At 71.0% G+C, this 18,910-nt stretch carries 15 protein-coding genes; 5 read left to right on the top strand and 10 right to left on the bottom strand.

Annotated elements, in window-relative coordinates; genetic code table 11:
• Position 1 precedes the first annotated feature (1 nt).
• On the bottom strand, positions 2-1,267 hold the full coding sequence (gene aspS, locus AB0B58_RS05200) for an aspartate--tRNA(Asn) ligase (protein WP_360217803.1): 1,266 nt from the start codon (positions 1,265-1,267) through the stop codon (positions 2-4).
• Positions 1,268-1,625: 358 nt separating this feature from the next.
• On the opposite strand from aspS, the gene lipA reads away from it, so the two are divergent.
• Positions 1,626-2,549 (top strand): lipoyl synthase, encoded by a 924-nt coding sequence (gene lipA / locus AB0B58_RS05195; RefSeq protein WP_360217800.1) that lies wholly within the window; start codon positions 1,626-1,628, stop codon positions 2,547-2,549.
• Positions 2,550-2,942: 393 nt separating this feature from the next.
• Here the strand turns inward: lipA and AB0B58_RS05190 are convergent, their stop codons facing one another.
• Positions 2,943-4,892 (bottom strand): sigma-70 family RNA polymerase sigma factor, encoded by a 1,950-nt coding sequence (locus AB0B58_RS05190; protein WP_360217797.1) that lies wholly within the window; start codon positions 4,890-4,892, stop codon positions 2,943-2,945.
• Positions 4,893-4,932: 40 nt separating this feature from the next.
• Positions 4,933-5,256 (bottom strand): YciI family protein, encoded by a 324-nt coding sequence (locus AB0B58_RS05185; RefSeq protein WP_360217794.1) that lies wholly within the window; start codon positions 5,254-5,256, stop codon positions 4,933-4,935.
• A 138-nt stretch (positions 5,257-5,394) separates the two neighbouring features.
• On the opposite strand from AB0B58_RS05185, the gene AB0B58_RS05180 reads away from it, so the two are divergent.
• Entirely contained in the window at positions 5,395-6,036 is a 642-nt protein-coding gene (locus AB0B58_RS05180) for a DUF998 domain-containing protein (RefSeq protein WP_360217791.1), read from the top strand.
• A gap of 280 nt (positions 6,037-6,316) precedes the next feature.
• Here the strand turns inward: AB0B58_RS05180 and AB0B58_RS05175 are convergent, their stop codons facing one another.
• Both AB0B58_RS05175 and AB0B58_RS05170 read right to left on the bottom strand, forming a co-directional pair.
• Positions 6,317-9,226 carry an AAA family ATPase gene (locus AB0B58_RS05175; RefSeq protein ID WP_360217788.1) on the bottom strand — a complete coding sequence of 970 codons (2,910 nt, stop codon included), beginning with the start codon at positions 9,224-9,226 and terminating at the stop codon, positions 6,317-6,319.
• A 2-nt stretch (positions 9,227-9,228) separates the two neighbouring features.
• On the bottom strand, positions 9,229-9,414 hold the full coding sequence (locus tag AB0B58_RS05170; RefSeq protein ID WP_360217785.1) for a hypothetical protein: 186 nt from the start codon (positions 9,412-9,414) through the stop codon (positions 9,229-9,231).
• Positions 9,415-9,570: 156 nt separating this feature from the next.
• Here AB0B58_RS05170 and AB0B58_RS05165 point away from each other — a divergent pair, with 156 nt between their 5' ends.
• The gene (locus AB0B58_RS05165; protein WP_360217782.1) at positions 9,571-10,260 is read left to right on the top strand and encodes a DUF4191 domain-containing protein; all 690 of its coding nucleotides are present in this window, start codon (positions 9,571-9,573) and stop codon (positions 10,258-10,260) included.
• A gap of 78 nt (positions 10,261-10,338) precedes the next feature.
• Here the strand turns inward: AB0B58_RS05165 and AB0B58_RS05160 are convergent, their stop codons facing one another.
• Positions 10,339-12,513, bottom strand: a complete 2,175-nt coding sequence (locus AB0B58_RS05160; protein ID WP_360217779.1) for an NACHT domain-containing protein — start codon at positions 12,511-12,513, stop codon at positions 10,339-10,341.
• Positions 12,514-12,674: 161 nt separating this feature from the next.
• On the opposite strand from AB0B58_RS05160, the gene AB0B58_RS05155 reads away from it, so the two are divergent.
• Positions 12,675-14,228, top strand: a complete 1,554-nt coding sequence (locus AB0B58_RS05155; RefSeq protein ID WP_360217776.1) for a hypothetical protein — start codon at positions 12,675-12,677, stop codon at positions 14,226-14,228.
• Between the two features lie 24 nt (positions 14,229-14,252).
• Here AB0B58_RS05155 and AB0B58_RS05150 read toward each other — a convergent pair whose 3' ends face one another.
• The 4 genes from AB0B58_RS05150 to glnA all read right to left on the bottom strand — a co-directional run bounded on the left by AB0B58_RS05150 (position 14,253) and on the right by glnA (position 18,238).
• A complete protein-coding gene (locus tag AB0B58_RS05150) occupies positions 14,253-15,038 on the bottom strand; it encodes an aminoglycoside phosphotransferase family protein (protein ID WP_360217773.1) in 786 nt (261 codons plus the stop codon).
• 54 nt (positions 15,039-15,092) lie between these two features.
• A complete protein-coding gene (locus AB0B58_RS05145) occupies positions 15,093-15,500 on the bottom strand; it encodes a hypothetical protein (protein WP_360217770.1) in 408 nt (135 codons plus the stop codon).
• A gap of 236 nt (positions 15,501-15,736) precedes the next feature.
• Positions 15,737-16,510 carry a hypothetical protein gene (locus AB0B58_RS05140; protein WP_360217767.1) on the bottom strand — a complete coding sequence of 258 codons (774 nt, stop codon included), beginning with the start codon at positions 16,508-16,510 and terminating at the stop codon, positions 15,737-15,739.
• 303 nt (positions 16,511-16,813) lie between these two features.
• Positions 16,814-18,238, bottom strand: coding sequence for a type I glutamate--ammonia ligase (gene glnA, locus AB0B58_RS05135; RefSeq protein ID WP_360217764.1), 1,425 nt, complete (start codon positions 18,236-18,238; stop codon positions 16,814-16,816).
• 280 nt (positions 18,239-18,518) lie between these two features.
• Between glnA and AB0B58_RS05130 the strand changes: the two genes are divergently transcribed.
• Positions 18,519-18,887 (top strand): RDD family protein, encoded by a 369-nt coding sequence (locus AB0B58_RS05130; protein WP_360218696.1) that lies wholly within the window; start codon positions 18,519-18,521, stop codon positions 18,885-18,887.
• Positions 18,888-18,910 lie beyond the last annotated feature (23 nt).

The following is an 18,910-nucleotide window of genomic DNA, read 5'->3' as shown; positions in this document are numbered from 1 at the left end:
GTCACGGTGTCACCCGGTGCAGGTCGCGCGGGAACGCAGTGACCTCGCGGACGTTGCCCGCGCCGGTCAGCCGGGCCACGAAACGCTCCAGGCCGATGGCGAAGCCGCCGTGCGGCGGCATGCCGTACCGGAAGGCGTCGAGATAGCCCTCGTAGGCCGCGGTCGGCTCGCCCCGCGCGGCGAGCGCGGCCCGGTAGTCGCCGAGGCGGTGCAGCCGCTGCCCGCCGGTGACCAGTTCGAGCCCGCGGAAGAGCAGGTCGAAGCTGTTCGACCAGGCCGGGTCGGACGGCTGCGGGTGGGTGTAGAACGGCCGCTTGCGCATCGGGTACCCGGTCACGAAGACGAACTCCGAGCCGTGCTCGCGCAGCGCCCACTCCCCCAGCGCCCGCTCGTGCGCCGGCGCCAGGTCCGGCTCGTCGGCCGGCGCTCCCGCGATCCGCAGCGCCTCCGCGAAGTGCAGGGCCGGGATCTCCTCCGGCACCTCGGGCACCGCGACGCCGGTCCGCTCGGCGACCGTGGCCGTCATGCCCGCGACGACGTCGGTGAGCACGGCCATCACGTCCCGGTGGTCGGCGATGAACCCCAGTTCGGCGTCGAGCGACGTGTACTGCGCCAGGTGCCGGGCCGTGTCGTGCGGCTCGGCCCGGAACACCGGGCCGACCTCGTAGACCCGCTCGAAGACCCCGACCATGAGCTGCTTGTAGAACTGCGGCGACTGGGCCAGGTAGGCGGGCCGGCCGAAGTAGTCGAGCGCGAACACGTTCGCGCCGGACTCGGTGGCCGACGCGACGATCTTCGGCGTGTGGATCTCGACGAACCGGCGCTCCTCGAGCGTGGCCCGGAACCCCGCGGCCGCGGCCGCGGCGACCCGCAGCGCCCGGGCGCGCGCCGGGTGCCGCAGTGCTAGGGCGGCGTGGTCCAGCTGGGTGGGCATGCTCGCGGTCAGCGCCGGCCGGTGCAGCTCGAAGGGCAGCGGTGCGCCGACGGCGCTGAGCACCCGGACGGCCGGGCCGGTCAGCTCGACGCCGGCGGGCGCCGCCGGGTTCGCGGTGACCGTGCCGGTCAGCTCGACGACGGACTCCTCCGGCAGCTCCTCGATCCGGGCGCGCACCTCGGGTTCGGTCACGACGACCTGGGTGAGACCGGCGGCGTCCCGGACGATCAGGAAGGCCACCGACTTGAGCAGCCGGCGGCGGTGTACCCAGCCGGCGACCGTGACGGTCTCGCCGGTGTGCCGGGCCAGTTCGGCGGAGAGGATGCGTTGCATGGCTTTTACCTCCTCGGTGACTGCAACGCGGCCCCAGGGAGGCGTGGGCGAGCGGGATCCTCGCGGTACCACCACACCTTCGCGCGCGGGGTGTCCCCTGCGCGCCTCTTGTCGTGCTCGGCTCGGGAGTGTCTTCGCGCCCCGGCTCCGGGCCATCTTCACAGCTGCCGATGGCTCTCTCGGCCGGTGGATCGGGGCGTTACTCGGTTCCGTCGTCGCCGTGGCCGCGACCATAACAGCGCCGGATCGGCCCGCAAACGGAATTCGCGCGGGGGCGTGAGGGCGCTCACAGGATCCGCCGCGTGAGCCTCGTCGCCCCTGCAACGGTTGATCTTGCGATCGGCGTAACCTCAGCCTTGTGACTATTGCTCCCGAGGGCCGCCGCCTGCTGCGCATCGAGGCGCGCAACGCCGAGACTCCTATCGAGCGCAAGCCGCCGTGGATCAAAGTCAAAGCCAAAATGGGCCCGGAATACACGCATATGCGTGGTTTGGTCCAGAAGGAAGGCCTCCACACGGTCTGCCAGGAGGCCGGCTGTCCCAACATCTACGAATGCTGGGAAGACCGCGAGGCGACGTTCCTGATCGGCGGCGATCAGTGCACCCGCCGCTGCGACTTCTGCCAGATCGACACGGGCAAGCCGGCGGAGTTCGACGCCGACGAGCCCCGCCGCGTCGGCGAGTCGGTCGCGACCATGGGCCTGAAATACGCGACGGTCACCGGCGTGGCCCGCGACGACCTCCCCGACGGCGGCGCCTGGCTCTACGCGGAGACGGTCCGCCAGATCCACAAGCTGCAGGCCGGCTGCGGCGTCGAGCTGCTCATCCCGGACTTCAACGCCGAGCCGGAGCAGCTCGCCGAGGTCTTCGGCTCGGCGCCCGAGGTGCTGGCGCACAACGTGGAGACCGTGCCCCGCATCTTCAAGCGCATCCGCCCGGCCTTCCGCTACGAGCGCTCCCTCAACGTGATCACGCAGGCCCGGGCGGCCGGCCTGGTGACCAAGAGCAACCTGATCCTCGGCATGGGCGAGGAGCGCACGGAGGTCTCCCAGGCCCTACGCGACCTGCACGAGGCCGGCTGCGAGCTCATCACCATCACGCAGTACCTGCGGCCGACCCCGCGCCACCACCCGGTGGAGCGCTGGGTCAAGCCGGAGGAGTTCGTCGAGCTCCGCGAGGAGGCCGAGGAGATCGGCTTCGCGGGCGTGATGAGCGGGCCGCTGGTTCGCTCGTCCTACCGCGCCGGCCGCCTCTACCAGCAGGCCCTCGCCGCCCGCGGCTGACAACTTTCCGCAGCCGAACGGCGTCGTCGCTTCCCGGACCGCTTTCCTCACGCAATGCGGGGTCAAATTCACGGACCCTGTTTCCCTTACGCAGGGCGGGGTCATCGACCGCAGCAGCGGTGTCCTCGACCTGCTCACGGTCCGAACTCTCCCCGCGCTGCGCGGGGCCCGGGGCGGGGCAGGGGTGGCGGCCCCGGCGGTCCACACGCTTCGTGCCGCAGTCACGGCAGTGCAGGGCAGGAACTCCGGCGGTCCACACGCTCCGTGCCGCAGTCACGGCAGTGCAGGGCAGGAACTCCGGCGGCGATCAGCCCACCCCGCACCTGCGGCAGCGCAGGCCGGGACGGGCAGCGCGGGGCGAGGCGTGGGCGGGGCGGTTTGGCAGGGGCGGGTTCAGCGGGGCTTCAGGCGGCGCAGCGTGTAGCCGCCGCCCGCGGGGTCCAGGTCGCTGGTGGCCTGCTTGAAGAGGTACTCGGCGCGCTCGTACGAGAGGCGGCCGCGGCCGGTGTGCGGGCAGCGGTCGGCCTCGGCGGGCATCCGGCCCGGCCCCGGGCGACGATCGGCGAGGAAGACCGGGCCGCGAGACCGGCCGGCTACCAGGGCCTCCAGCAGCCGGGCCGTTGCGGCCCGCCAGGTCACCCAGGCGGACCCCGACCGGGCCCGGCGGTCGTCGAGGTCCAGGTCCTCCACGTTCAGCGACAGCACGACCCGGACCCCGGCCGCCGACTCGTGCAGCAGGCGCCACAGGGTTCGTTCGCGCAGCGGCAGATCCGCGCGCGACCAGAGCCGGTCCAGGTCCGGCGCGCCGATCGGCTCGGCGCGGGTACGGGCTTCGGCACGCCGGGCCAGGCCGGCCGTGAGGTCGTCCGCCGCCGCCCAGGCGCCGAACGAACGGATAGCGGACAGATGACGGTTCCAGGTCCCGGCGGCCGTGCCGCCCCACCGCGTCGTGCAGGCCCGGGCCACCTGCTCCGCGGTCACCGCCGCCAGCGGCACCCGCTCGCCCAGGGCGATGCACAGCCGCCCGAGCGTCTGCCCGTATGAGCGCAACGTCTCGGCGCCCAGGTCGTCGCGGGCCAGGAAGGCGCGGACCGACTCACCCAGCGTGACGGCGTCCGCCTCGGGTGCGGAGATCTGTTCCGCACGGCGGCGCAGGAAGGCGGCCTCCGCGGCGTTGCGGGCCAGCGCCGCGGCCCGCTCGAACTCCTCCCGCGCCTGCTGCGGGCGGCCCAGCCGGAGCAGCAGGTCTCCCCGCACGCCCGGCAGCAGGTGGTAGTCCCGCAGTGCCGGGTCGCCGAGCAGGGAGTCGACCAGGTCGAGGCCGGCCTGCGGGCCGTGGGCCATGCCCACCGCCACCGCCCGGTTGAGCCGCACCACGGGCGTCGGCATCAGCCGGGCCAGCGCGTCGTAGAGGGCCGCGATCTGGATCCAGTCCGTCTCCCCGGCCGTCCGGGCCTGTGCATGACACACCGCGATCGCCGCCTGCAACACGTACGGTCCGGGCGTACCGCCGATCTCGCGGGCCCGGAGCAGCGCCGTGAAGCCGCGCCGGATGAGCAACTGGTCCCAGCGGCCGCGGTTCTGGTCGTGCAGCTGGATCGGTTCGCCCGCCGGTCCGGTCCGCGCGGCCGAGCGCGACGACTGGATCTCCATGAGCGCGACGAGGCCGTGCACCTCGGCCTGGCGCGGCGCAAGCTCGCCGAGCATCCGGCCGAGGCGGAGCGCCTCGAGGCAGAGCGCCGGGCGGATCAGGTCGTCGCCGGAGGTCGCCGAGTAGCCCTCATTGAAGATCAGGTAGATGACCTCGAGCACCGAGGACAGCCGGCCGGTCAGCTCCCGCGCGTCCGGCAGGGCGAACGGCACCCCCGCCTCGGCCAGTGCGCGTTTCGCCTCCGCGACGCGCCGGGCCACGACCGGCTCCGTCACCAGGAAGGCGCGCGCGATCTCCCGGGTGGTGAGCCCGCCGACCACCCGCAGGGTCAGCGCGACCCGGGACTCCGTCGGCAGCACCGGGTGACAGGAGATGAACATCAGGCGCAGGACGTCGTCCCGCTCGGGCTCCGGCGGCCGGTCCAGCTCCCGCGCGTACGCCTCGGCCTTGCGCTCGTGCAGGCGGGCGCGGCGGATGTGGTCGACGGCCCGGCGCTTGGCGATCGCCGTCAGCCAGGCGCCGGGGTTGTCGGGCACGCCCTCGGCCGGCCACTGCTCCAGGGCCGTGATCAGCGCGTCCTGTGCGAGCTCCTCGGCCAGGCCGACGTCGTGCACGATCCGCATCAGCCCGGCGATGATCCGGGCCGATTCGAGCTTCCAGACCGCGTCGATCGTGCGGTGCGCGTCCGTCATCCCCGGCCCGCCTCCGGGCCGGGGATGCGGATCGTCCGGGTCACGGGCCGAAGACCTGCTGGATCACGCTCTCGCCGTCACCGACGATCTTGCGGAAGCGGCGGGTCAACTCGATCGCCTCCTCCCGGGAGCGGACCTCGACAAGCGCGAAGCCCGCCACGGCCTCCTTCGCCTCGGTGAACGGTCCGTCGATGACCGTGATCTCGTCGCCGGTCGAGGTGATCCGGACACCGCCGGGCTCGAGGCCGCCGGTGGCGAGCAGGATGCCGGCCGCGGTCAGCTCCTCGACGAACCTGCCCATCTCGGCGTACAGGTTCTCGTCGGCGGGCTCGTCGGTGGGCTTGGTCGTCATCAGGAAGCGCATGGGGACTGCTCCGTTCTCGGTGGTTGCCATGCCCCAGCGTCGAACGACTCATGTGACAGGTAATCAAATCATTCCCTGTCACATCCCGGAACCGACGCAGCGGCAGAACCGCAGGATACGAACTCGAGAGGGCCCGCCATGACCGCGCTCGCCGCCCGTACCCCGTCCGCCACTACCAGCACCCGCACGCTGCTCACCTGCGTCGCCGTCGCCGGCCCGCTGTGGGCGTCCTTCTCCCTCGCCCAGGCGGCCACCCGCGCGGGCTTCGACCTCACCCGGCACCCGCTCAGCGCGCTGAGCAACGGCTCGCTCGGCTGGCTCCAGATCGCCAACTTCACGATCGCCGGGATACTGACCCTGGCCGGCGCCGTCGGCCTGCGCCGCGCACTGGGCGGCGGCTGGGTGCCGAGGCTGGTCGCCGCGTACGGGCTGGGGCTGCTCGCCGCCGGAGTCCTCGTGATGGACCCCGCCGACGGCTTCCCGGCGGGCACGCCGTACGGGATGCCCGCGCTGAGCTGGCACGGCTACGGCCACATGGCCGCGGGCATGCTCGCCTTCACCGCCTCGATCGCGGCCTGTTACGCCCTGGCCCGGCGGTTCGCCCGCTCGGGGAACCACCGGGCAGCGATGGTCTCGATCGTCGCCGGGACGGCGCTGCTGACCGGGGACCTGTGGGCGATGGGCGGCGGGGCCGCGGGCTCGCTGACGCTGGCCGTCGGCGCGATCACGGCATCGCTCTGGATCTCCGCGGTCGCCGGCCGCCTCGCGATGAACAACTGACAGCCCCGCCGGTCGGCGATGAACAACTGACAGCCCCGCCGGGTCGGCGCGGACCTGCGGGCGGCCGCCGCCGTCGGCCGGCGTGACTGCGGCAGGGAGCGCGCCGACCGCCGAGGCCGCCACCCGTTACCCGGCCCGGACCCTCGCTGAGCGCAGGCGGAGTTCGGACCGGGAGCAGGTCGAAGACGTCGCCGCTGCGGTTGATCACCCCGCCCTGCGTAAGGGATAAGGCTCTCCACCGAGGCCTTCGGCGCCTCCAAGACGTATCCGGGGTCTTGAGCTATTCGCCGAGTAGGCCCAGGCGATGGGCGACAGCCGCCGCCTCGCCGCGGCTGGAGACCTCCAGCTTCGCGATGATGCGGGAGACGTGCACGCTCGCCGTCTTCGGCGAGATGTAGAGCTGCTGCGCGATCCGGCTGTTGCTCTGCCCCTCGGCCACCAGCCGCAGCACCTCACGCTCGCGGTCGGTGAGCGTCTGCGTCCCGGCCGGCGCCGGCTGCGCCGCCGAACGCAGCCCGATCCGCCGCGCCAGGGTGTCGGCGGCCGCGGCGAGCGGAACCGCACCGAGCTCGCCCGCGATGGCCGCCACCTCCTCGACCGCCTCCCCCGCGGCGACGCGGTCCCCGGCACCGGCCGCGGCGTTGGCCAGCTCGAGCAGCGCCACCGCCAGCGGATAACGCTGGCCGTCCGCCCGCCACGCCGCCACGGCTTTGCGCCACAGCTCCGGCCGCCGCTCCAGCGTCGCGTCCACCTGCGCCGAGTACGCCCGGTCGGCCGGATAACGCCGCGGCAGCGCGGCCGCGACCTGCGGGATCCGGGCGCACAGCGCATCGTCCGACGACTCCGCGGCGACCGTCGCCGCCGCGGCGAGCACCGGCCACCCGTACCGGGGCCGGTCCGTGATGGCCGGCTCGGCCACCGCCTGCCGGGCGGCCGAGAGCGCCGCGGCGGCGTCGTCGGCGTGCCGCGCGACCAGCATGCGCAGCTCCAGCAGCGACAGCCGGTTCTCCCGGTGCAGGAACTTGCGGCCGAGGAACTCGATCGCCCGGTGCGCGAGCGGCTCCGCGCCCTCGTGCCCACGGGCCAGGCGGATGCGGGCCCGCATGCGCATCCAGGGCAGCGCCAGCGTGCCGGGCGGGTCCAGCCGGGCCGCCTCCGCGCACCGCGCGTCGGCCTCGTCCCAGCGGCCGAGCGCGACCAGCGCCTCGGCGTGGTTGGCCAGCAGGAACACCCCGGTGGTCCGGTTCACCCCTACCCGGTCCGCGTACGGAACGCCCTCGGCCGCCGCGGCCGCCGACTCCTCGTAGCGACCGAGCTCGAAGTGCACGTCGGACACGTTGACCAGCGCACGGGCCAGGTTCGGCAGGTCGCCGTTCTCGCGTGCCAGCGCCGCCGCGGCCGTCATCGCGGGCAGCCCCTCGTCGGGCGGCAGCCGGCCGGCGCACACCTGGCCGAACGTGATGTTGGCCGAGACCGTGATGCTCACGTCGCCGATCTCGGCGGCGGCCGCCATGGCCTCGGCCGCGACCCGGCCGGCCTCATCGTCGTCGTCGACGCTGAGCGCGAACGCCACGTCCGAGAGCAGCTTGACCCGCTCCGCCGAGGGCGGCGCCGACCGCAGCAGCTCGTGCGCCGCGCGCACCTCGGCCGCGCCGTCGCTCTTGCCGGCGTTGAAGAGCAGCTTGCTGCGCCGCACCAGCAGCCGCGCGGCCCGGACCGGTTCGGCACCGGCGTCCAGATCGGCCAGCGCCGCCTTGGTCAGCTTCAGCGCCCGCTGGTGGTCGCCGGCGTCGATCGCCACCAGCCCGGTCTCCTCCAGCAGGTCCAGGTGGCTGGTGCCGAGCAGCCGCGCCGCGTCCGGCACCAGCTCCCACAGCTCGAGGACCCGCTCCAGGAGGCGGGCCTGCTCCGCGTACGCGTACCGCCGGCCGGCCGCGTCGGCCGCGAGGCGGGCCGAGGTCAGCGCGCGGGGGTGGTCGTGCGCCGCGTACCAGTGATGGGCGACCTCCGCGGGGGCGCGGCCCATCGCGACGAGCTGCGGCTCGGCCTCGACGGCCTCGGCGTACCGGGCATGCAGGCGGGCGTGCTCCCCCGGCAGCAGATCATCGTGTACGGCCTCACGGACCAGCGCGTGCCGGAACTCGAACCCGTCGTCGGCGTCCACGACGATCAGCTGCGCCGCCACGACCGCGCGCAGCGCCGACTCCAGCTCGGCCTCGTCGACGCCCGCCACCCGGCTCAGCAGCTCGTGGCCGAACCTGGTGCCGCCGACCGCGGCCACCCGCAGCAGCTTCTGAGAGGCCTCCGGCAGCTGGTCGACCCGGGCCAGCAGCAGGTCACGCAGGCTGTGCGGGATGTCGCCGCAGCCCTGCTCCCCGGAGGCGGCGAACTGCTCGATGAAGAACGGATTGCCCTGCGCGCGCTCGTGGATCGTGTCGACGGTCCGCGGCTCCGGCTCGCCGCCGAGCAGGTGGGCCAGCATCTCGGCGGTGCCGTCCCGGTCGAGGCGCTCGAGCTCGACCCGCTGCACCCCGCGTACGCGATCGAGCTCGGCCAGAAACGGCCGCAGCGGATGGCCGCGATGCAGTTCGTCGGTCCGGTAGGTGGCCAGCAGGAGCACGTGCGGCAGGCGCGCCGCGCGGACCAGGAAGCCGATCAGGTCGCGCGTCGACCGGTCGGCCCAGTGCAGATCCTCGATCACCAGCACCAGCGGCTGCTGCCGGGAGAGCCGGTCGAACAGGGCGGCGACCAGCTCGAACAGGACGCCGCGGCGGGCATCCCCGACGACGTCGAGCGGCGGCGGGCCGAGCTCGGGCAGCAGGCGGGCGAACTCGTCCTCGCGCCCGTCCAGGACCGCCGGCCCGTCGGCGTGCACGAGCCGGCGCAGCGCGGCCCCGAACGGCGCGAACGGCAGGCCCTCCTCGCCGAGCTCGAGGCACTGCCCGGTGAGGACCCGGGCACCGTCCTCGAGCGCCGCACGGCAGAACTCCTCCACCAGGCGGGTCTTGCCCACGCCGGCCTCGCCGCCGACCAGAACGGTCGACGGCTCGGCGCCGCGGGTGCGTTTCAGCGCGTCGCGCAGCGCGGACAGGTCGGCCTCCCGGCCGACGAGAACCTCGCTGCCTGCCCGCGCCGTCACGCCGTCGAGCATGTCACGCCAGAGCCACGGCGCGCCTGCCCCGATCAGCACGGTCACGACGCCGCGGGCGCCCGCACCGGGCGGGGGCGGCGAGCGGGCCGGTGCCACCACGCGTGGCGGTGCCGGCCGCCGCCGGACGCCACCCGCGCGAGGTGGTCGGCGTGCGCCTCACGCTGCCGCTCGCCGGCGCGCTGGTGGTACAGGTCGAGCAGGTACTGGGGGTCGTTGGGCTCGAACATGGCAACTCCTCGCGATCGGTCGTCCTTGCTGTCCTCGACTCTTCGCGCGAAGGTGGCGGCCACGCATGGGGAAGGTGCCTGATATCCGGGCCGGGGGTGCCTTACGTGCGGGTCCTGGGCGAGTAAGGCCCCTCGGTGACCATTACACTTTCGGGTATGGCAAAACCCCAGGAGAAGGTCTCGTTCGTCGAGCGCCTGAAGCAGATCGGCCAGGTGTTCACGTTCACCGCGCGGCAGGACAAGTGGTTCGTCCCGCTGATCATCGCGGCGGTCCTGATCCCGGTGGCGCTGACCGTGGTGGCCGCCCTCCTCCTCGGCTGGATCTGGATCCCGATCGGCGTCATGGTCGCGCTGCTGGCGGCCCTGATCGTGCTCAACCTGCGCTCGAACACCGCGATGATGAACGCCGCGGAGGGCCAGCCCGGCGCGGCGGCCTCGATCGTCGAGAACATGCGCGGTGACTGGCGGGTCCGCCCCGCGGCGAGCTCGACGACCCAGTTCGACATGGTCCACGTGGTCATCGGCCGCCCGGGCGTGATCCTGCTGGGCGAGGGACAGCCCCAGCGCGTCCGCAACCTGATGGGCCAGGAGAAGCGCCGCCTGTCGAAGGTGATCGGCAACGCCCCGATGTACGACTACGTGATCGGCAGGGGCGAGGGCGAGCTGTCGATCCGCAAGCTACGCACGACCGTGATGAAGCTGCCCCGGAACCTGACGGGCAAGGACGTCAACGCGCTGGACAAGCGCCTCGGCGCGCTGATGGCCCGCCCGCAGATGCCCAAGGGCGCGATCCCCAAGAACATGCGGCCGGGCGGCAAGGGCATGCGCCAGCAGCGGCCCCGCTGACCGCTCGCCTGCAGGACCCGGACAAGGGCGGGACATCGACGATGTCCCGCCCTTCGCGACTTACTCCGGGTGGCGGACTCACGCTGTGTTGGATGAGTCGATGTCGAGGGGTTCGCCGCCATAGGCGTGGCTACTCGCATCCGCGGTCCTCGTGGCCGGAATCGCCGGACCGCTGTGAGCTTGTGAGGTCAGCCGGTCACGGAGTAGGGCGTGCCGGAGCTGGTAGACGCCTCCGGCCTGCCGGAGCAGCCCCCGCCGGTGGGCGTCGGCAAGGAATGTCATGAGTGGCCAGGGCAGGGCGTGCCGGCCGCACCACCACAGCCGCGCGCATTGGAACACCCCCCACGAGTTCGTCGCCAACGCGAACGCCAGCCCGACCGCGGGCCCGCTCACGAGCAGGCCCACGAGCTCGAACATGAGCCCGACCGCGAGCACGACCGTCACCCCGACCGCGAGCACGAACGCGATCCCGACCGCGAGCGCGGTCACCAGCGTCCTGCGCCGGTCGTTGCGCAGAAGCCCGAGCGGGTCGGTCGACAGAAGGTCGGCGTCGCTCCTGTCGAGGACGGTGGTGAATTCGTTGCCGAGCCCGAAGGCGAGCCCGCTCGTGAGCCCGACCGCAAGACCGACCGTGAGCCCGAACGTGAGCCCGACCTCGAGCACGCCCGTGAGCCCGACCGCGAGCACGCCACCGAGCACGACCGCGACCATGCCCGCGAGCCCGCAGACGAGGCCCCACACGAACACGAATCCGAGGCGGTAAACCACCGACTGATCCGACCTGCGCCACCGGACCTGACTTCGAGACGGCGCCAGGCGCCAGGTGGAGCGCCAGAACTGGAACCCGAACGCGAGCCCGAACGCGAGCCCGACCACAAGCCCGAACAAGGGCCCGATCGTCAGCCCGAACGCGAGCCCGGCCGCAAGCCCGAACGCGAGCGCGGCGGCGACCGTCTGGGCGAGCCTGGCGCGGAGGGGCACGGTGCGAGCCAGCTCCCACCAGGCGAAGTCCTGGGTGTTCTGGCGTTGCATGTGGTCGGCGAGGTGCCGGAGGTACCGGGCGGCGTCGGCTCGGCGCCAGACTTGTCCCGCCGGGCTCGGTTCGGGCGGGTCCGGGTAGGCGGTGACGATGAGCCGGTCGAGCAGGTAGGTGTGGACGGTGTCGGTATCGGGCAGCCCGAGAAGCTCCGCAGGCTGATTATCGGGTTGGTCCGGGTCGGCGTAGGTGGTGCGGGCGAGGTCGATCCACAAAGGCTCGGTGAGCGCGGCGGCGAGCCGGCCCCCATGGGCGGCGGCATCGCGGTCGAAGACCTGCGCCCAGTCGGCGCGGCCGGTGGCCCGCTGAAGGTACTCACGGGCGACGTCGGCGGGCACGTCGGTGAGTTCCAGGACCACGGCCGCGGCCATGGCGATGCCCGGCAGCGCGGCCAGGGAGTCGAGGTATTCGTTGCTGCGGCTGGTCAGCACGAGCGGGTGATCGGAATCGAACGTGTTGCTGATCGCCTGTAGCGCGCGTGCCCGGCGCGGAGCGGGAATCTCGTCGAGGCCGTCGAGCAGCGGCAGCAGCCGGTCGGTCGAGACGGGGGCATGGCAGGCGTACTCGCCGACGAGCTGACTGGCGATCCACTGTTCGAGGTTCTGTTCGTCAGGGTTCCACGTGGACAGCCGCAGCAGCACCGGAACCCGGCCACCCGGCTCGCGTGCCTGCAGCAGCCGCAGGGCCTCGCGCAGCAGCAACGCGGTCTTGCCGGCGCCGGGCTCGCCGAGGACGACCACCCGGCCACGCAGCCGCTCGTCGGTCAGGACCCGGTGCAGCGCGTCGGGGTGATGCAGGTCCAAGCAGCCGTCGAGATCCAGCGGCGTCGGGTCGCCGTCGCTGCGGATGTTGCTCCAGTGGTCGGCGATCGGCGGGCCGATGGTGGTCCAGGCGGTCGGCAAGGGGTGCGGGTTGAGCAGTCGGCGGTGACGCTGCTCGGGTCGCCACACCGCCGCCACGGTCGACGCGAGGGCATCCAACGTGGCCGGATCGCCGCCGGCGGCCGGAGCGGCGGCCGGTCGATGCGGTCGTACCGTCAGGTAGAGGGCGGCTGCTCCCGCACTTCCGCCGATGACGCTGAACAGTTGGTCGAGCCCGCCCAGCATCCCACTGTCCTGTAGGAGCCAGGCCAGGCCGAACAGGACAACGGATGCCGCCAGTAGCAGCAGACCCCAGGCGAGGCGCCGACTTGCACCACCGCGCCGACCGCCAGCCATCGTCACACCGTACCGACAGCGATCGGGTCCCGCACCGCACCGATCGTCCGACTCGTCCGACGAGGAATCCGACCGTCGCCGCCCGCCGGCCGGGCGTCGGATCTTGGACTCCAAGATGCCGCGGTCACTGGCTGGATGCAAGGCTGTCCAACATCAAGGACATGGCGAATCCAGTCGATATCGGCCGCTCGTTTTCGACCATTGCTCGAATGGCGGTCGCCGTCCTGCTGCTTACCTGCGTGGTTTCCGCTTGCGGCGGAGGAGATTCCACGCAGGCCACGATTACCCGGTACTGTCGCCTCCTCGACGGTGAACGTCAGGCTCAAGACGACGGCACAAAGGTCAACCCGCTGATATGTGCGCAGTTGAAGGAACAGGTGCCCCGCTCCCGTCTGGCAGACTTCTTCCCCGGGCGGGAAGCCGGCTTCATTGACTCGGTGCAGCAGTTCGCCGTGGTCGGCTGCGGGCGTCGCGGCTTCACCAGCGCCAAACAGGAAGTCGAGCCCGAGACGCCTCCCGAAGCGATAGCCGATACGCGAGGCAAGAATGCGGAAGACGTTCTGGAAGCATGCTCAGAAACGCCCAAACTCAACACGGTGGACCGGGCCGGGGCTCAATACACGGGCCTGGGGACGTTCGCCGGCAGCCTGCCGTCAGCAAGCTCGGTCAGGTGCGGCAGCAGACCGGCCGATCCGGCAGCGGCGGGTCCTCCGGCCTTCACCACCTGGTCTGAATACAAGTACGCAAAGGCATACTGGGAATTCGTCCGCCGGTCGGCTATCGCGCTCAAGGAGGACGACTGGAACCTCGCGAGCATTCCGGAGAAGGTCTACCCGCAACTAGAAGAAGACCTGGCGGCGGCGGAAGCGATTTCGTTCGATGAAGACGCCGAGATCTCCATGCTCGAGGCAGCGGACGCCGCAACTCGTGCCGAGATCGCGGCCGATCACGCGGCAGGGCAATCACGCGCGTCAGGCAGAGACCCGGTCGTCGCGGAACATGCCAAGGAGAGCACCTATTGGGCGAAAGAGGCGGCTGCCCACGCGTCGGAGTCGTCCCGATACTCGGATCTCGCGAAGAAGGCCACCAACATCAACGACAAGGCCGTCTACGCCGCAAAGGCGGACGAGGAGGCCAAGAAGGCGGAGGAAGCCGCCGAAAAGGCGGTGGAGGCTGCGGAGAAGGCCACCGAGGCGGCCGAGAAGAAGGAGCAACCGGCACCGGAGCCCGACGCTCCCGAAAAGCAGCCCGCGCCTGGAGCCGAGATCGAGAACACCTGCGAGCAGGTCCGCCGGTTCATGTGGGAATGCGAGCAGTCAGGCTGGCGGACCGGGCCGTGCCAGGAATGGCTGAACAAGTCCCGCGGATGCGTCGACATGAGCCTGATCAACCCGGGTCCGGATCAGGGCGTCGTCTGCTCCAAGCCGCTGATCGACGCAGCCGCGGCCAAGGCGGCGATCATCAAGGCATGCCGCTCGGATATCGCCCGCCCCACCGAAGGCGGCAACTTCTGCAGGGTGATGCAGCCGGATGGGACGCTCATCGTGAAGTACCCGGCGGGCTGCGACCCTACTGTCGCCAACGAGGGATGCCCCGGGCCGCTGGCCCCCGAAGGATCCAAGTTCGTAACTCCGACCATCTGGTGCCCGGAGGTTCCTCCGAACCTTCCTCCCCTGCCATGTGTAGAAGTCGGGCCACCAAGACCGGTCAAATAGCGAACGACGGCCACCCGGGCGTTCCTACGTTGTGTCCCGCATCCGGGATCTCAGCACATCGAACTCGCAGCCTGGTGAGGACGGGTCGAAGCCGTGTTCGACCAGCCAGCGGGACGCCACCAGGCTTCGCCATGACCACCACGCGCGGATCACGTCCACGTCGGCCTCGGTGCCGTAGCCGGCGACCACGTCGCCCAGGTGTTCCTCGTGTCCGAGGGTCAAGGTGGCGAGGTCGAACAAGGCATCGCCCCGGGCGGCCTCGGACCAGTCGATGATGCCGCTGATCTCGTCTCCGTCGACGAACACGTGGGTGATCTGAAGGTCGCCGTGTATGAACACCGGCTTCCACGGCCGCAGCGCGGCCTCGGCGATGCCGCGGTTGCGCGTGACGACGTCCGCGGGAAGGACAGCGTTCGCGAGGAGCCACTCGCATTCGCGGTCGAGATCCGATGCCAGCTCATCGAGGCTCCGACCGGGCCACGGCGGCAACGGCGCGTCGTGCAACCTCCGTATGACGGCACCCGCCGCGGCCCACGCCGCCGGCGACGCGGTCGACGGCTCGCCGAGACGACCGAGCGCCTTGCCGGGCACGGCGGCGATCGCGAGCACGGGCGGCTTGCGCCACAGGACTTCCGGAGTCGGGATCGGCGCCATGGCCATCGCCTCAACCTCGACCGCGGTTCGCGTCGAATCGGCGTCGATCTTCAGGAACACGTCACCGACGCGCAGGGTGGTGCGCTCGCTATGAGCGACGACGACTTCAACCTCTTCCACGTCGGCCATTCTTGCGGGGACAACCACCGGCGTCACCGGGATTAACCGCCGCTGACCACGTGCCTGACGAACACCCAGGGCGGGACTCACCTAAAGGGAGATCAGAGCGACCAGGAACAGGGCGAAGGCCGCCCAGGTCGTCGCCAGCTGGATCCAGTTGATGGTGAAGTAGCGCTGCCGCCCCGCCTCCCAGTCCGCCGGCATCGCCTCGGCGTCCCAGGCCAGAATCATGTTGTAGGTCGGCGTCTTCCACGCATTGGAGACGACGAGGATCCCGACGATGACGACAGCCAGGGCGATCGCGGTGAAGACGAACGAGGCGGAGCCGGGATCGTCCCGGAGCAGCACCAGCGCGACGACCGCGGCGATGGTCGTCCCGCCCGACCAGGCATAGTTGAACGCCTTGCCCAAGCCGTGGCCCGCGTATCGAAGAAACGTCTCCATGAAGTTCCGGAAGCCCGGACCGTCCATGGCCGCCTGCATGGGACGCAGGATCATGCAAAGCCCACCCAGGAAGCCCGCCGCGAGCCCCGCGAGAAAGCTGGACGCCGCAAGTGCCCACTCCACGCCCGTCACGGCCCGCCCCTCCATCCTCGAGGTTCCCAGCGCTCACCGGGATGCTACCTATGTGATCGCAGGCACACGAGATGTGATCGCGGGCAGTAGCGTGAGCCGAACCGAGCGGTCGCCGACAGGATCGCGGCAGATTCGAACCTCGTTCGAGGTCAAATCGGTCACCTCCAGCCGTGGCCCGTCGTGTTCGTCGCCCGCCATGCCGGCCAATGTTGCGGCCAGGTGTCTGGCCAGACGTCAGTCGGGGCAGCCGGTGAGACCCTGCCAGGGTCGAGCACGTCGCGGGTGAGCCGTTCAGCAACGTCGTTCACCTGGGCTACGGTCAGCCGGTCGTCGTCGCAGAAACGTCTGGGAAAAGCGCTGTTGGCCAGTGCCTCCGCGTGCTTCACGGGCATGCCGTAGGCGGTGAGAAACCATTGAATGGTCTCGGTGCACCAGCCTTGCCAGCCGTCGTAGTCGTCAAGAGGGGCGGCGGCGGCGCGTATCAGTTCTGCGAATGCGGCCTCCCAGGCGGCGACGATATCGCCCGGCTCTGCGGCTTGTGCCGGATCGAGAAGGGGTAGGAACCGGTCGAATCGCTCGGCCACGGTTTCCAGCCACCGCCGCCGGGTCAGCAGCGATTCGGCGACCAAGGCAGGCGCCTCGGAGGGTGCAGGAATACGCTCGATGATCCAGCACGTACCAGGCGCCGAGTACCAGTCGTATGCCCACGGTCCGTAGCGGTCGGCCAGCACCGTGCTGACGGCCTCGACCCAAGCCCATGCCGCCGAGCCTTCGATCCCTGAGATATCGTCGCGGCCCGGCGGGGGCGGCGGCACGGGCGTTAACCTCCGCGCCAACGCGGGTACCTCGGCCGGGTCGAACGGGTATCGCGCGGGGTCGACCTCTGCCCACGTCGCGAGGGTCGGCGGTGTTCTCGACTCAGCGTTCGTCACAGGTTGTGATTGTGGCAGTCGATCAGCCCAGCGGCGAGCAGGTATTCACATCGGCCGGATCCGTGCGTTGGCCGCCTCATGGGTCGGCAGGCTTCTAGGCCTGTCTCGCATCAGCTGGCGGAGAGGTGTCGCACCTCCGTTGACGGATCACACCGAAGCGACCCGTTGCACTGGTTGACGGCGCTCTTGGAAAGCCGGAAGCGGCGGCCACGTCGGCTGCGAGCCGGGCATGACCGCCGCTTCGCGAGTTGTCGCCGCGCCCCCGGCTAGGGCCGGAACCGCAGGTCAGCGAGCTGAAACGGGTCAGACGTTGTAGTACATCTCGAACTCGTGCGGGGTCGGGCGGAGCCGGACCGGGTCGATTTCGTGGGTGCGCTTGTAGTCGATCCACGTCGAGATCAGGTCGTCGGTGAAGACGCCGCCGGCGGTCAGGAACTCGTGGTCGTTCTCGAGCGACTCGAGGACCGCGTCCAGGGAGCCCGGGACCTGCTTGACGTTGCCCCACTCCTCCGGGGGCAGGTCGTAGAGGTCCTTGTCGATCGGGGCCGGGGGCTCGATCTTGTTCTTGATTCCGTCCAGGCCGGCCATCATCTGGGCCGAGAAGGACAGGTACGGGTTGCTCGACGGGTCCGGCACGCGGAACTCGACGCGCTTCGCCTTCGGGTTGCTGCCCGTCACCGGGATGCGGGTGCAGGCGGAGCGGTTGCGCTGCGAGTAGACCAGGTTGACCGGCGCCTCGTAGCCGGGCACCAGGCGCCGGTACGAGTTGACGGTCGGGTTGGTGAACGCGAGCAGCGACGGCGCGTGGTGCAGCAGGCCGCCGATGTACCAGCGGGCCGTGTCCGACAGGCCGGCGTAGCCGGTCTCGTCGTAGAACAGCGGCTCGCCGCCGAGCCAGAGGCTCTGGTGGGTGTGCATGCCGGAGCCGTTGTCACCGAAGAGCGGCTTCGGCATGAACGTCGCGGTCTTGCCGTGCTCCCAGGCGGTGTTCTTGATGATGTACTTGAACATCTGCATCTGGTCGCCGGCGTGCAGCAGCGTCGAGAACTTGTAGTTGATCTCGGCCTGGCCCGCGGTGCCGACCTCGTGGTGCGAACGCTCCACGGTGAAGCCGACGTCGATCAGGCGGCGCACCATCGAGTCGCGCAGGTCGGAGTAGTGGTCGACCGGGGAGACGGGGAAGTAGCCGCCCTTGTACGCGGTCTTGTAGCCGCGGTTGCCGCCCTCCTCCTCCTTGCCGGTGTTCCAGGCGCCCTCGATCGAGTCGATGTAGTAGAACGCCTGGTGTGCGGAGGTCTCGTGGCGGATCGAGTCGAAGATGTAGAACTCGGCCTCGGCGCCGAAGTACGCAGTGTCGGCGATGCCGCTGGACGCGAGGTAGGTCTCGGCCTTCTTGGCCACGTTGCGCGGGTCACGGGAGTAGGCCTCGCGCGTGAACGGGTCGTGGATGAAGAAGTTCAGGGCGAGCGTCTTCTGGATCCGGAAGGGATCGACGAAGGCGGTCGTGACGTCCGGCAGCAGCATCATGTCGGACTCGTGGATGGCCTGGAACCCGCGGATCGAGGATCCGTCGAAGGCGAGACCGTCGGTTACCACGCTGTCGTCGAACGACTCCACCGGCATGTTGAAGTGCTGCATCACACCGGGCAGGTCGCAGAACCGTACGTCGACGAACTTGACGTCCTCGTCCTTGAGGTATCGCAGGAGTTCCTCGGGATTGGCGAACACACGTCCTCCTGGCACAGATTTTTCGAACCGGGGCGGCGTGAGCCGCCTCGTGGCTAGGCTGGTCGCGACGCTATGGGTCCGCGGTTGCCCTGGCGTATCCCTATTGTTACCGGCGTGTTACGGAGCCCCGCGACATCCGGACCCTACCGCCACATGTCGAACTTTTCGCGCCGAAACGCCCCCACAGCGTCGTCTCAGCGGGACGCCGTTACTCTCGCTTCCCGTGGCGACACCCGCGAACGGCACACCGACCCCGCCCGAGCGGGCGGCGGCCCTCGACCTGACCAAGCTGGGACCGGCCCACTTAGGCCGCCGGTTCGCCGCGCTGCTGATCGACTGGGCCCTGTGCCTGGTGATCGCCAGTTTCTACGCCGACCCGCGGGTCATCGCCTGGCCGCCCGTGGTCCTGCTGATCCTCTTCAACGCCCTGTTCATCGGCCCGTTCGGACAGACGCCGGGCATGGCGCTGGCCCGGCTCCGCTGCGTGTCGGCGGCCGACGGCGGCGCCATCGGCGTGCTCATGGGGCTGGTGCGCGGCGTGCTGCTGGCCCTGCTGGTGCCGGCAGTCATCATGGACGACAACCGCCGTGGCCTGCACGACCGCGCCGCCGGATCGATAGTCGTCAGCCTGCCGCCCCGCGGCAGGTAGTGCGGCCTGCCGCGGCGCGGAGG

It is taken from the genome of Actinoplanes sp. NPDC049118 (assembly GCF_040648555.1).
Taxonomy (GTDB): domain Bacteria; phylum Actinomycetota; class Actinomycetes; order Mycobacteriales; family Micromonosporaceae; genus Actinoplanes.
Note: the sequence above shows the minus strand (reverse complement) of the source record. Positions and strands in the feature narration are given on the sequence as shown.